The sequence below is a fragment of the Lacinutrix sp. genome, from assembly GCF_023299985.1.
GTDB lineage: Bacteria > Bacteroidota > Bacteroidia > Flavobacteriales > Flavobacteriaceae > Lacinutrix.
Window position 1 is genome coordinate 16,098 of the sequence record NZ_JALZVX010000080.1, and the last position, 13,965, is coordinate 30,062.

At 32.6% G+C, this 13,965-nt stretch carries 9 protein-coding genes; 2 read left to right on the forward strand and 7 right to left on the reverse strand.

Annotated elements, in window-relative coordinates:
* Window positions 1–148 precede the first annotated feature (148 nt).
* From Q0C58_RS04100 to porU, 7 genes are all read right to left on the reverse strand, one after another.
* Window positions 149–844 (reverse strand): SDR family oxidoreductase, encoded by a 696-nt coding sequence (locus Q0C58_RS04100; RefSeq protein WP_290697902.1) that lies wholly within the window; start codon window positions 842–844, stop codon window positions 149–151.
* Between the two features lie 26 nt (window positions 845–870).
* On the reverse strand, window positions 871–1,884 hold the full coding sequence (locus Q0C58_RS04105) for a M20/M25/M40 family metallo-hydrolase (RefSeq protein WP_290697905.1): 1,014 nt from the start codon (window positions 1,882–1,884) through the stop codon (window positions 871–873).
* 118 nt (window positions 1,885–2,002) lie between these two features.
* A complete protein-coding gene (locus tag Q0C58_RS04110; protein ID WP_290697908.1) occupies window positions 2,003–3,619 on the reverse strand; it encodes a pyruvate dehydrogenase complex dihydrolipoamide acetyltransferase in 1,617 nt (538 codons plus the stop codon).
* Between the two features lie 3 nt (window positions 3,620–3,622).
* Window positions 3,623–4,624, reverse strand: coding sequence for a pyruvate dehydrogenase (acetyl-transferring) E1 component subunit alpha (gene pdhA / locus Q0C58_RS04115; RefSeq protein ID WP_290697911.1), 1,002 nt, complete (start codon window positions 4,622–4,624; stop codon window positions 3,623–3,625).
* Window positions 4,625–4,802: 178 nt separating this feature from the next.
* Complete coding sequence (cdd, locus tag Q0C58_RS04120) at window positions 4,803–5,285, reverse strand: cytidine deaminase (RefSeq protein ID WP_290697913.1); 483 nt, start codon at window positions 5,283–5,285, stop codon at window positions 4,803–4,805.
* A 92-nt stretch (window positions 5,286–5,377) separates the two neighbouring features.
* The gene (porV, locus tag Q0C58_RS04125) at window positions 5,378–6,637 is read right to left on the reverse strand and encodes a type IX secretion system outer membrane channel protein PorV (RefSeq protein ID WP_290697915.1); all 1,260 of its coding nucleotides are present in this window, start codon (window positions 6,635–6,637) and stop codon (window positions 5,378–5,380) included.
* A 126-nt stretch (window positions 6,638–6,763) separates the two neighbouring features.
* Window positions 6,764–10,636 carry a type IX secretion system sortase PorU gene (porU, locus tag Q0C58_RS04130; protein WP_290697917.1) on the reverse strand — a complete coding sequence of 1,291 codons (3,873 nt, stop codon included), beginning with the start codon at window positions 10,634–10,636 and terminating at the stop codon, window positions 6,764–6,766.
* A 272-nt stretch (window positions 10,637–10,908) separates the two neighbouring features.
* Here porU and gldJ point away from each other — a divergent pair, with 272 nt between their 5' ends.
* Together gldJ and murF are read left to right on the forward strand one after the other, a co-directional pair.
* Window positions 10,909–12,573 (forward strand): gliding motility lipoprotein GldJ, encoded by a 1,665-nt coding sequence (gene gldJ / locus Q0C58_RS04135; protein ID WP_290697920.1) that lies wholly within the window; start codon window positions 10,909–10,911, stop codon window positions 12,571–12,573.
* A gap of 106 nt (window positions 12,574–12,679) precedes the next feature.
* A complete protein-coding gene (gene murF, locus Q0C58_RS04140) occupies window positions 12,680–13,963 on the forward strand; it encodes a UDP-N-acetylmuramoyl-tripeptide--D-alanyl-D-alanine ligase (protein WP_290697923.1) in 1,284 nt (427 codons plus the stop codon).
* Window positions 13,964–13,965: the final 2 nt, after the last annotated feature.

Genomic DNA, 13,965 nt, shown 5'->3' on the forward strand with positions numbered 1-13,965 from the left:
TATATTAAATATTACATTACTCTTAATCAACTTATTATTTTCAGGCTCATTAATAGAACTTTGGGATATATTAATTACAGAATTAATCTTACTTAAGAAAACTACTAATTGCAAGAACTTTTCTACTAAATTCTAACTCTAAAAAAAACTAAGGCGTAGAATTAGAAACCTGTAACATTTTCCCATTATAAAACTTATTACCATTCAAAGAAAAGTCCGCAATATATTCTGCCATTTCTAAAGCTGTTGTTGGTGCTTGATAACCAGGAAACGCTTCTTCTAGCATTTCAGTCTGTACAGCACCTAAAGCCAATACATTAAAGCTTGGTCCAGTTTCTTTATATTCTTCGGCTAAGAGCTCTGTAAGCGTTACTACAGCACCTTTACTAGAACTGTAAGCAGATAATCCTGGAAACTTAACGCTACCTTGTACTCCACCCATTGAGCTGATGGTAATAACATGACTTTCTTTTTTCATGAAAGGCAATACACGACGCGTCATTTCGGCAACACCAAAAACGTTAGTTTTATAAACGTGTTCAAAATCGTCCATTGTGGTTTCGGCAAATGGTTTGTTTAATAATGCACCTGCATTATTAATTAAAACATCTACTTGCTTCCACTCTTTAGTAACGTAAGCTTCTACTTTTTTATAGTCTTCTTCTTTACATAAATCGAAAGCAAAAGATTCTATATTATCAAAATGTAAATTACTAACAGGCTGTGCGTTTCTAGATAATGCTAATACATTGTGACCTTGATTGGCAAATAAATGTACCAACTCGAAACCTATACCTCTACTTGTTCCTGTAATGATTATGTTTTTTTTTACTGTATTACTCATATAATTATTGATGCCAATGGCATTTATTAATTCATTTTAATATCTCGTGTTGGCGCATTTACCATTTGTTCTAAAACTGGTGCTAACTTGTTTATTAATCTCGCCATAAAAGGATAGTCTAATTTATCGATCTCATCATCCACATGATGGTAGAAATCGAAGTTTGATAAATCGCAAGAGGATACTGTATGGCAAGGTGTTTTAAACGCTTGGTAAAACGCATAATTATCTGAACGTTTAAACAGTCCATATTTTTTAGCCACATCTGAAGCACCTATTAGTTTTTCGCCTGCATAACCATTCATTACTTCGGCTAAATTTGATAATTCGTGACCAGTAATAAAAGCTTCGTAATCTCTTCCTACAAATGGCACACCTATCATTTCTAGGTTTATCATGGTGTATAAATCTATGTTCTTTTCTTTTAGTTTTTCAGCTAAATGCTTTGAGCCTAACAATCCTTTTTCTTCAGCAGTAAAGGTTGCAAATATGATGCTTCTCTTATTACTTTTATTTTTAGAAAAATACTTTGCTAAAGATAATACACCACTTGTTCCTGCTGCATTATCGTTTGCACCATTAGCAATCGTGTCTCCATTAACGTCTTTGGCTGTACCAATATGATCGTAATGTGCACCAATAAGTATAAACTCGTCTTTTAATTTTGGGTCTGTACCTTCAAGGTAACCTACTACATTGTAGGCATCTATTTCTCCAATTGCAAAATTATCGCGATAGGTTTCAAAATATGGTTTTAAGCCATAGCCTTTAAACTTCGTCTCTATGTAATTTGCAGCTTCGTTTATACCTTCGCTTCCTGTGTCGCGACCTTTCAACTCGTCTGAAGCCAAGAAAGAAATAATGCCTTTTAATTCGTCTGGAGTTACTACTTCTTTTACTTCTATTGTTTTAGAAGTTGTTACCTCTTTTACTGCTTCTTTTGCTGCTGGTTGTGTACCAAGAGTTTCGGTTGTAGTTGTTTTGTTAGAATCGCAACCTATAAATAAGGCTAAAAGACTTAGTGTTGTTATTATTTTCATATAAAATATATTTGAGTTTAAAGATAAAAAAAACCTACTTCATTATAGTGAAATAGGTTTTAGTTTTATGAGATTCTTCGCTGCGCTCTGCATGACAGACTAGACTATTAATGACAGATTAAACTAACATTGTTACAGGATTTTCAATAAATCCTTTTAAGGTTTGTAAAAACTGTGCTCCAGTTGCACCATCTACTGTTCTATGATCACAAGCAAGAGTTAATTTCATTGTATTTCCTGCTACTACTTGTCCGTTTTTAACAACCGGTTTTGAAACAATTGCACCTACAGATAATATTGCTGAGTTTGGTTGATTTATAATAGACGTAAAACTTTCTATACCAAACATGCCTAAGTTAGAAATAGTAAACGTACTACCTTCCATCTCGTCTAAAGCTAGTTTTTTGTTTCTTGCTTTTCCAGCATACTCTCTAACAGCTGCACCAATTTGTGGTAAACTTTGCTCGTTGGCAAATTTAACTACTGGTACTAAAAGTCCGTCTTGTACAGCTACAGCAACACCAATATGTACATGGTTGTTTAATTTCATTCTATCGTCAAACCACTGAGAGTTAACTTGTGGATGTATACGTAATGCTAAAGCACATGCTTTAACAATCATATCATTATAAGAAATTTTTACATCTGGAATAGAGTTGTACTGCACTCTAAATGCCATAGCATTCTCCATATCAAACTCTACATTTAAGTAATAATGTGGTGCTGTAAATTTAGACTTCGCTAAATTTTTAGCAATTGCTTTACGCATGTTTGAGTTTGGAGTCTCGTCGAAATCTTCTTGACCTGTTGCTATAAACTTTGCTATTGATGCAGAAGATGTTACAGATGGTGTAAAGTTTTCGATATCACGCTTTACAATACGTCCATTCTCTCCAGAACCTTTTACTTGGTTTAGTTGAATGCCTTTTTCTTCAGCCATTTTCTTAGCTAAAGGCGAAATAAACAATCTACTTGAGTCTGAATTTGTATTTGATACTACTACCGCTGTTTTTGTTTTAGATTCTTCACTTACGCTCTGAATGACAGCTTTTGTTTCTTGTTTAGGTACTTCTTCTTTTTTAGCTGAATTTCCTCCAACTGCAAAGTTTTTAGCTATTGCTGAAACATCTGCTCCTGCAGGACCAATAATTGCTAAAAGCGCATCTACCTTAGCAGAATCTCCTTCGTCTAAACCTACATGTAGTAACGTTCCAGATTGAAAAGATTCGAATTCCATAGTCGCTTTATCTGTTTCAATTTCAGCAAGAATATCGCCTTCCTCAACAGTATCACCTATTTTTTTTAACCATGTTGCTACAGTTCCTTCTTCCATTGTATCACTTAAACGTGGCATAGTTACAACTACAACACCTTCTGGTAATGCTTCTGCTTCTTGAGGAGTTTCGCTTTCTGGAGCTGCTTCTACTTTATCTTCTGTAGAAGTTTCTGGTTCCTCTTTAGTATCACTTACGTTTAATAATCCAGAAATATCTTCACCTTCCTCTCCAATAATTGCTAAAAGGGTATCTACCTTAGCGGTATCTCCTTCTTGAATGCCTATATGAAGTAAAGTACCTTCGTTGAAAGACTCAAATTCCATAGTGGCTTTATCTGTCTCGATTTCTGCTAGAATATCGCCTTCCTCTATTTTATCACCTACTTTTTTAAGCCAACTTGCTACAGTGCCTTCTTCCATTGTGTCGCTTAAACGCGGCATGTTTATTACTTCAGCCATAGCTTATTTTATTTTATGCTCTATAAATGGATAATCTTCTTGTTCGTATACAACATCGTACATAACATTTTTATCGGGATATGGAGATTCATCTGCAAATTTCTCACATTCAGCTACTAATGCTTTAACGCGTTTATCTATAATTTTTAAATCGTCTTCGTTAGCATACTTCTTTTCAAGGATAATATCTTTTACTTGCTTGATAGGATCAATTTTCTTGTACTCTTCTACCTCAGATTTCGTTCTATAATGCTGTGCATCAGACATTGAATGCCCTCTATAACGGTATGTTTTAACCTCTAAAAATGTTGGTCCTCCACCTGTTCTTGCTCTAGTTATAGCTTCATCAAAAGCTTCTGCAACTTTAATAGGATTCATTCCATCTACAGGTCCAGAAGGCATTTCGTATCCACGGCCTAACTTCCATATATCTGTATGGTTTGCTGTACGTTCTACTGATGTTCCCATTGCATAACCATTATTCTCGCAAACAAATACTACAGGTAATTTCCAAAGCATTGCCATGTTAAATGTTTCATGTAAAGAACCTTGTCTTGCTGCACCATCTCCAAAACAACAAATAGATACAGCTCCTGTTTCATGATATTTATCTCCAAAAGCCATTCCTGCTCCTAAAGGTATTTGACCACCAACAATACCGTGTCCTCCGTAAAATCCTTTTTCTTTAGAAAAAATATGCATCGAGCCACCTAAACCTTGAGAAGTTCCTGTTGCTTTACCAAATAATTCTGCCATAACACGTTTAGGATCGACTCCCATACCAATAGGCTGAACGTGATTACGATATGCAGTAATCATTTTATCTTTTGTTAAATCCATTGCGTGTAAAGCTCCTGCTAACACTGCTTCTTGACCATTATATAAGTGAAGGAACCCTCTAACTTTTTGTTGGATATAAACTGCAGCAAGTTTGTCTTCAAACTTTCTCCAGAAATACATGTCTTCATACCATTTAAGGTAAACTTCTTTAGTTATTTTCTGCATTTTTGGTGTTTCTTTACGGTAAATTAAAAACCATTTTATTCAATAAATTTCAAATTATTAATAAGACACTAATCTTTCAAAAAAAATTGCAATAACAAAAGTAACACATTCATTTGGTATTGCAAAAGTGAAAATTGACTAAAATTACATGAATTTAGTCTTTTATTTTTCGAAAACGTTATAGATTAGAAGAATCGAAGCCAAAAGGCAATAAGTTTGCCAAAGAATTAGATTTCATTACTTTTCCTACTTCACCCATAAAATAAATTTCTATAGGTAAATTTTGTTTTGTTTCGTATTCTGCAATAGATTGCCTGCAGGCTCCACAAGGCGGTATTGGTGTTTTTGTTTTTTGATTTTGAGAAGCTGCAGTAATTGCTATTTTAACAATTTTAGCATTTGGATATTTAGCACCAGCATAAAAAATAGCAGTCCGTTCTGCGCACAGACCTGAAGGATAAGAAGCATTTTCTTGATTATTACCAGAAATAATTTCTCCGTTATCAAGTAATAATGCAGCACCAACATGAAACCTAGAATAAGGTGCATAAGCTTTATCCCTTGCCTCTATTGCATCTTGCATTAATTTCTGGATGTCTTTTGGTGTGTCTTCTAAATTATCGAAAACATAAAGTTTCGATTCTATTTTCAATTCTTTCATATCTATTGAAATACGGTAATACAGATTAATTTAGACAAAAAAACTACTGCTTTTTACGCAATAGTTTTTGTTTTTATAATTTTTAAAAAAAATTAATATTCTGTGTATTCTCCTTCACCTAAGTTAAACGTTAAAGAGAAACGCAATGTACTTTCTAATGGACTTTGAACTTGCGATGCTGAGAATAAGTAGGATAAATCTATATTAAGAACATTATATTTAAAACCAGCTCCTAATGCAAAGAATTTACGTGCTCCTTTTGTTTCGTGCTCATTAAAATAACCTGCTCTAAAAGCAAAGGAATCTTGATATAAGTATTCTAATCCTACTGCATAAGTAAACTCTTGAAGCTCTTCTGCTCCTCCTCCTGGCGCATCACCAAAAGATTGAAATACACCTGAAACAAAATCGACATTATTATCTTGACCATCTATAATAAAATTTTGTTCTGTATTTACTATTTCATCATCTAGAGTTGCTGGATCTCCATCAGGATCATCAAGCTGTCCGTTTCCATTATTATCAACAAACTCAACTCTATCACCTAAAACTGGTGGTGTTGGTACTAGTAACTTTGCAAATTCTACAGTCACACCCAATTTGTTATATTGATCGAAAATAAAGTCGAAACCACCTCCTAAACGCAACATTGTTGGTTGAAAATTTTCTTGTCCTCCTTCATCGTACACGAATTTAGGACCTAGATTTTGAATTGCAAATCCACCTCGCCAACGACCATTAAAGTCGTTATAAGCCTCTTCTTCTCCTTGATAATAACCTGTAATATCTACACCAAAAGTATTAGCTGTAGTAACATCATTATCTCCAAAATTTAATTTTAAATCTGAACGCAAATAACGCATTGCTACTGCCATACCAAACTGGTCGCTTAAACGTAAAGTATAAGATATATCTAATGTTAATTCGTTTGGAGACTGGATAAGTGGTGTTGAGTTTTCGTCTTCAACAAATTCAATATCTCCTAATGAGAAATATTTAAAACTAGCAGCAAATGCACTTTGTTCATTTATTCTATTGAAATACGTTACACTACCTAAGAAAATATCGTTTACCAACTGACTTAAATATGGTGTGTAACTTACTGCAACTCCAGATTTAACTGTCGAAAACACATATTTAGAAGGATTCCATTGTTGCGAAAAAGCATCTGGCGATGTTGCAACTCCCATATCTCCCATTGCAGCAGCTCTAGCATCTGGTGCTATTAAAAGAAACGGCACTCCTGTTGTTATTACTCGAGTATCCTGAGAAGGTTGGATTTCGAATAAATTTTGTGCAGTACTATTTAAGGCAAAAATTAGTACAATTACTATTAAAACATTCTTTTTCATGAGGTTTTTTTTATTGTTTTTTAACGATCGCATGTTAGTAGCAATTAGTCGTTTTTTTTTTAAGAGGCAATATCTTTATGGTGTTCGTTTTTTAATACTATTTTATTAGACAAATATAATTTTTTATTACAGGATAACAAGTTTCTCTATTTTTTCTACTGTTTTATTTGTAGCACTAGAATGTACTTTTAGCTTATAGACGTAGGTTCCTTTTCCTATTTTGTCTCCAAAGTCGTCTCTACCGTCCCAAACTATATCGCGAGATGTTGAGCTACTAGACTTAGAGCCTACTCCTGTAGTTTGCCCATTTAATGTTCTTACTAACTTTCCAGAAACTGTGAAAATTTGTACAGAGATATCTAAAACCTCTGAACTATTATGACTAAACCAAAACTCTGTATAATTTACAAATGGATTTGGATAGTTAAGTACATTTTCTATCACTAAATTTTCTTTTTCATCAAAAACTCTAAACTGTAACTCGCTTGTAGAAGAATTATTATAAACGTCCCAAGCTTTAAGTGTTAATGTATGTAATCCAGGTTCTAAGTCTCTATAAGGAAAACTTAAACTACCTCTAGTAAAGTCGTCTAATTCTGTTACATAAAAACTATTAAGCACAAATGGATTTACTTCATCTCCATCTAACAAAGCAACTATATCATGCCCTATTCCACTTGCAGTATTAATTCCATTTTCGTCTTGTAATTTAACTAATAATGTTGGAGAATCGTTTGTGATTCCTCCAGAAGCAAAGTTTTCGTCGTTCATGAATAAACTTATGTTTGGTCCTTGGTTATCTTCGGCTGCATTTTCATTTACACCACCTATTTGAAGCGTACTTGTTGTTGCTCCAGATTGATCTAATAGAGAATTTTCTGTAGAAGTATAGAAACTTACTTTTCCAAAACCAACAGGAACTCCTATATCTCTTGGCACAATAAAATCAAATTCAAACTCACCATTAGTTACTGTAGATTGACCTCTAAAAATAACCTCTCCTAAAGTTTCATATTGCAACTTAATTACAGATCCTCCAGAAAAAACATTATCGTTTGCTAGTGTTTCTCTTTGTATTGGTTTATCGTAAATTGTTGTCTCTACTGTTCCATTATAATTAGTTAAAAGGTTTCCTGCAACATCTGTAACTTCTCCAGATAGCTTAGCATAACTCAACGCTTCTAAAACCTCTGTATTTCCAGCAACAGGTGAGTCGTTTATTTTAGTTAATCTTACATTAGGCTGAGGAAAAGCTAATTTTAAAGCAGGATCTCCAATATAAAATACTAAGTATTTTTGAGAAATATTAGCTACACTGTTACTGTTTTTTGTAAGTCTTAAAGCTTCTGCCATTGATGGATATTCATTATCTTCATAAATATCTGTATCATTAAAAGAGAACAAGAATTCTTCTAATTTAATATTGAATTCTACTCCTACAGTTACAAAAATTTGACGCGTTGTAGATATTAACGAAATTGCACCACCATTTTTATTCCAGTACGCTAATTCACCAGCAGTAACACGTAAAGGATTATCAAACCTTGTATATTCACAAGTTACTGTAACAAAACAAGTTAATTTACAATCATTTCTTAGGTTTTGTACATCAGGCTTTTGAAACAATCTCTCGAATGACCAACCGTCTTCTCCTCCATGTCCAAAATAATTAACTACTAATGCTCCATTTTCAATAGCATTAGCAATAGCAGTATTGACTTCGGGATAACGCTCTCCTCCAGCTGATGCTTGTTGTTGAAATGCATCTGCATGAATTTTAACTGCGTTTAAAAATGGTTTTTCTGTTGTAATTTGATCGGCAATTTGATCTGTAGTAGCTTGAAGTACTGCTTCATAAGCTTCATCTACATCATCTGACACAGCAATAAAATTATTCCTCCAACTACCTAACGCTTCTTTAGAATAATAAACAGCCACTTTATCAACCATTTGATTAGCACGTTCTGGAGAATCTGCAAGAATTCTACCTACTGCAATGTCTAACCTGTCAGAAGAAACCATTGTACCTTCATTTATATCCATCATGCCATAAAAATCGTCTGACACAAATGAATTGGTTAAATTAAAACTATCATAAGCATGCCATGAAGGCGTGTTATAGGTGTTTGAAGAAATTCTGCCTTTATAATCGAATGAACTATCTCCAAAAAGACATAAGTATTTTACTCTATTTTCTGGAGCACTTGCGTTATCATATACATACTTTACCATATTTCTAATTGCCGAAATATCTCTGTTTCCAGTATTAAATTCCCTATATATAGATTCTAAAGTTACTACCTTAACATTAAAGTTATTTTGATTTCTATTTATTTGCGCTAAACGATTTGCTTGACCTACAAGAGAGTTAGGAGTTACAATAATATAATCTACATCTTGAAAATCTCCCTGACTATTATTAAAAATTGTTCCTTTAATATTTTGATTTGGCACAAAAGAACTCCCTGTGTTTATTGGTTGGTATAAATCTGATGCTGTAAATGCTACATATTCTTTTAAGCTACCTAAATTTGATTTAAAACTAAGTGTTGCTTCAGTATTTAATTTATTAGTAACATTATTTATATCTGTTACCTCCCAAACTTCTGAAACATTTGCAGCATTAGTTATAGTGTACATTCCAATGCCTGAAGTCTCCGCAGTAGCCCGATTAAAAAACAAAAACTGACTACCACTGTAGCTTAAATTCCTAGTTGCTTCTATTGAGATATAATCTATATATCCTGCAGCACTTGGGACTCCTAACTTATCGTAATCAACTTTTACACTAATATTTTCTGATGCAACAGCTATGTCTCCGGTGAAATTAGCACTTGATCCAAAATTATCGCCTTCTACACCTGCAGTTGTTAAGGATGCAACTTCACTATTATTTACACTAACAGTAAAATTAGCGGTATTACTAGATGTAGATGCTCCTTTAAATTCAAATTTCAAAGGCTCTGTTGTTATTATGTTTGGAAAATTAAAATCGAATATTTTTGTTGTTTCAATATCCAGTTCATCTCCAAACCATCTTCTACCTACAAAAGCAAGATTAAACTCATCTAATTCATGATATTGATAATCTTGAAACGTTGAGATATTGGTAGTAGCGTTTCCAGTTGGCTCAACCATATTTTGAATTCTTTTACCATTTCCAAATCCAATATTAACATAATAATTGGTTACACTATTATATGGGTTAACATTTGTGTTTACTAAGGGATCCTCTACAATACCTTTTGGTCCTACTCCATAAAATATAACATAATCACCGTCATTAAATATCCCGTCTTCTTCTCCAACTACTTTTATGGCATTCTCAATCGGATCAATTGGATAGTTATCATTATTTAAATAAGGAATCATTTGTCCTCCATTACCATAAATTCGTATTGTTCTTGGATCTAAAGCGTTAGTATTAACACCTAGACTATTAAGAAAACTCTTAGAAAGTCTAAAAACACCTGTTTTATCTATTCCAAATCTATACCATGAACCAGAACTTAAAATAGAATTAGTTATTGGTTGCCTATTACTTGTTCTAGAAGACACATTAGAGTTCTCGTAATCAACAGTAAAAGAAGTTACTTTTTTGTATGAATTATTTCCTGCTTTTACAATTGCAGAAACTATTAATAATACATATTTATTCTCTCGTGCTTGAGTGTTTTTTAAATTATATGTAATCGAAGATGGAATAGTTTTTAAATCTAAATCTTTTAAATCTGATTTAGAAACAGGAGCATATTTAACATTTGTTAGTCTTACACTACCTTCTTTAATACTAGAATTAGTATCCCACTGCGAAACAAAATTAATTCCAGTTTTTAAATTAAAATTAAAATTCTCTTTAGGTGAAAAATTTGGCACAGTTATACTGTGACTTCCTGTATTTAATGTTTTAGCATCATTCCAGGTAAGATTAAATTTCTTTTGTTGCGAATAGGCTATAGTACATAACAGCACTGTAATACCAAATAATATCTTTTTCATTGTTTTAAATAACGTGAATATTTCAATGTTATTATTACATTTTTAACATTTTCATAAAAACGTTTCAAAATTACAATAATAAATTAAAATAACCTGCGTTATATACGCTCTAAACGTCGTAAAAAAACAATTAATTTATCGATGTAAAGTAAATAAATAGGTTGAAATGCAATTTTTTTTAAGTTAATTTTACGAAATAACTTGTAGAGTTATGTAGAATCATTATATTGCGTCACCAAAAAAAAATAATTAGTTTACATAAACGTATCAATATGAAAAAAGTAATTGTATCAAGGGTTTTAATGCTATTAGCAGTTTCTTTAACCTTGGTTGGATGTGGTAGATCTGGAGGATCTAACGTAGATAGTGCCACTGGTTGGGAAATTAATGCTAAAGAAGGCGGTTTTCAATACAACACAAAATTTCAAGAACAAGAAACGCCTCCAGGAACCGTATTTATAGAAGGAGGTACTTTTACTAAAGGTAAAGTTCAAGATGATGTAATGCATGACTGGAACAATACGCCTAACCAACAACATGTACAATCTTACTATTTGGATGAGACTGAAGTAACTAATCAAAATTACTTAATGTATTTAGATTGGATTAAACAAGTTTATCCACCAGAAGATGAGAACTTTAGAAAAATATACGAAGGTGTTGTGCCTGATACTTTAGTTTGGAGAAACCGTTTAGGTTATAACGAGGTAATGACAGAAAATTATTTACGCCATCCTGGTTATGGTCAATATCCTGTAGTTGGTGTAAGCTGGATACAAGCTGTTGAATATGCTAATTGGAGATCAGACCGTGTTCAAGAAAAAGCATTACAAAAAGGAGGGTATTTAAAACAAAATAGTCAATACGAAGCTACTGCTGATGCAAACTTTAGTACAGATACTTACATTAACGCACCAACTCAAACTTTTGGTGGTAATGAGGATATATTAAGAGGTGGTAAATTAAAACCACAAACTGACGCTAATGGTGAAGAAATTAACGTATATGCTTCAAGACAAACTGGTATTATTTCTCCTAAATATAGACTTCCAACTGAGACGGAATGGGAATATGCAGCTTTAGGTTTATCTGAAATTAGAAGCTATAACGTATACAGAGGACGTAAAAAATATCCTTGGGATGGACAATATACTCGTTCTGGAAAGCGTAAAATTAAAGGAGATCAATTAGCTAATTTCAAACAAGGAAAAGGTGATTACGGTGGAATTGCTGGGTGGTCTGACGATGGTGCAGACATTACAGCTCAAGTAAAATCTTACGCAGCAAACGATTATGGCTTATACGATATGGCTGGAAATGTAGCGGAATGGGTTGCTGATGTATACAGACCTATTGTAGATGATGAATTTAATGACTTCAACTATTTTAGAGGAAATGTATACACTAAAAATGCAATTACAGAAGATGGTACAGTTAAAATTGTAACTACAGACGAGATTGTTTTTGATACACTTCCAAACGGAAAAGTTATAGCAAGAGATTTACCTGGTGAAATTGCTCAAGTCCCTGTTGACGAAGACGAAACTTATTTAAGAACAAACTTCGATAGAAGTGATAACCGTAACTTTAGAGATGGAGATAGACGCTCTTCTCGTGGTTATGATGATTTTGATGAAACAGAAAGTGACGAAAAGTCTACAACAGGAAAAATGTACAATTCGCCTAAGCATTCAACAGAAGTTGATTCTTTAGGAAACATGGTTAGAGAATGGGATAAGAGCACAAAAAGAACATCTTTAATTAACGATGAGGCACGTGTATTTAAAGGAGGTTCTTGGAGAGACAGAGAGTATTGGTTAGATCCAGCTCAAAGACGTTATTTTCCTCAAAATATGGCAACAGACTACATTGGCTTTAGATGCGCAATGTCTAGAGTAGGTTCTAAATCTAAGTCTAAAAACAAAACTAAGAACTAGAAATAGTTTTAAATAATATTTAAAGTCCTAACGTTTAGTTAGGACTTTTTTTATACTTTTATTTTATTATACGAGCCTATTAATAAGAGTTAAGAAAATATAATACATGAAAATACAAGAACTTCACACTTTGTTTTTAAACTGTAATGGTGTTTCTACAGATACCAGAAAGGTATCTAAAGACAATATGTTTTTTGCACTAAAAGGAGACAACTTTAATGGCAACACATTTGCAAATAAAGCCTTAGAAATAGGCGTCAAATATGTAATAATAGATGACGTTGAATTTAAAACTTCGGATAAAACAATTTTAGTAGAAAATGTCTTGGAAACATTACAAGCATTAGCATCGTATCACAGAAACCATTTAAAAATCCCAATAATAGCTTTAACTGGAAGTAATGGAAAAACAACTACTAAAGAATTAATAAACGTTGTGCTATCTAAAAAATATAACACAACAGCAACTATAGGTAATTTAAACAACCATATTGGAGTTCCATTAACGTTATTATCGATGTCTAGCGATACAGAAATAGGTATTGTAGAAATGGGAGCCAATCATATTAAAGAAATTGAATTTCTATGTACTATTACTAAACCAGACTTTGGTTATATAACTAATTTTGGTAAAGCTCATTTAGAGGGTTTTGGTGGTGTTGAAGGCGTTATTAAAGGTAAAAGTGAGCTCTATCAATTTTTAACCAAAAATAACAAACATGTGTTCTTAAATGCTGATGATCCAATCCAAAAAGAAAAACTAAGTGCGTATATTAAAAAGTTTGGTTTTTCTGAAACTGATTCTAATTACATTAAAATTGAATTTATTCAAGCAAATCCGTTTGTTAAATTTAAAATTGAAGACGTAAATATAGAGTCGCAACTTATTGGGAAATATAACTTCACAAATCTATGCGCAGCATCAATAATTGGCAAATATTTTAATATTAAATTGAATGACATAAAGAATGCTTTGGAAAATTATGCGCCAACAAACAATCGTTCTCAAATTATTAAAAAGGAATCTAATAAAATTATTCTAGACGCTTATAATGCCAATCCAACAAGTATGAAGGCAGCTTTAGATCATTTTAGTAATTTAAAAGATGAACATAAAATAGCTTTTTTAGGTGATATGTTCGAATTAGGTAAAGATGCGAAGCAAGAGCATCAAACTATTTGCGAATTGACCAAGACACTATCAATTGATACCGTTTATTTAATTGGAGAAAATTTTTATAAAACTAAAAATAATGCAAATAAAATTAGGCAATTTGCATCTTTCAAATCTTTAAAAGAAAACTTTAGTTCTATTGAAACTAAAAATGCAACATTACTAATTAAAGGCTCTCGTGGCATGGCCTTAGAACGCATATTAGATTTACTTTAAAA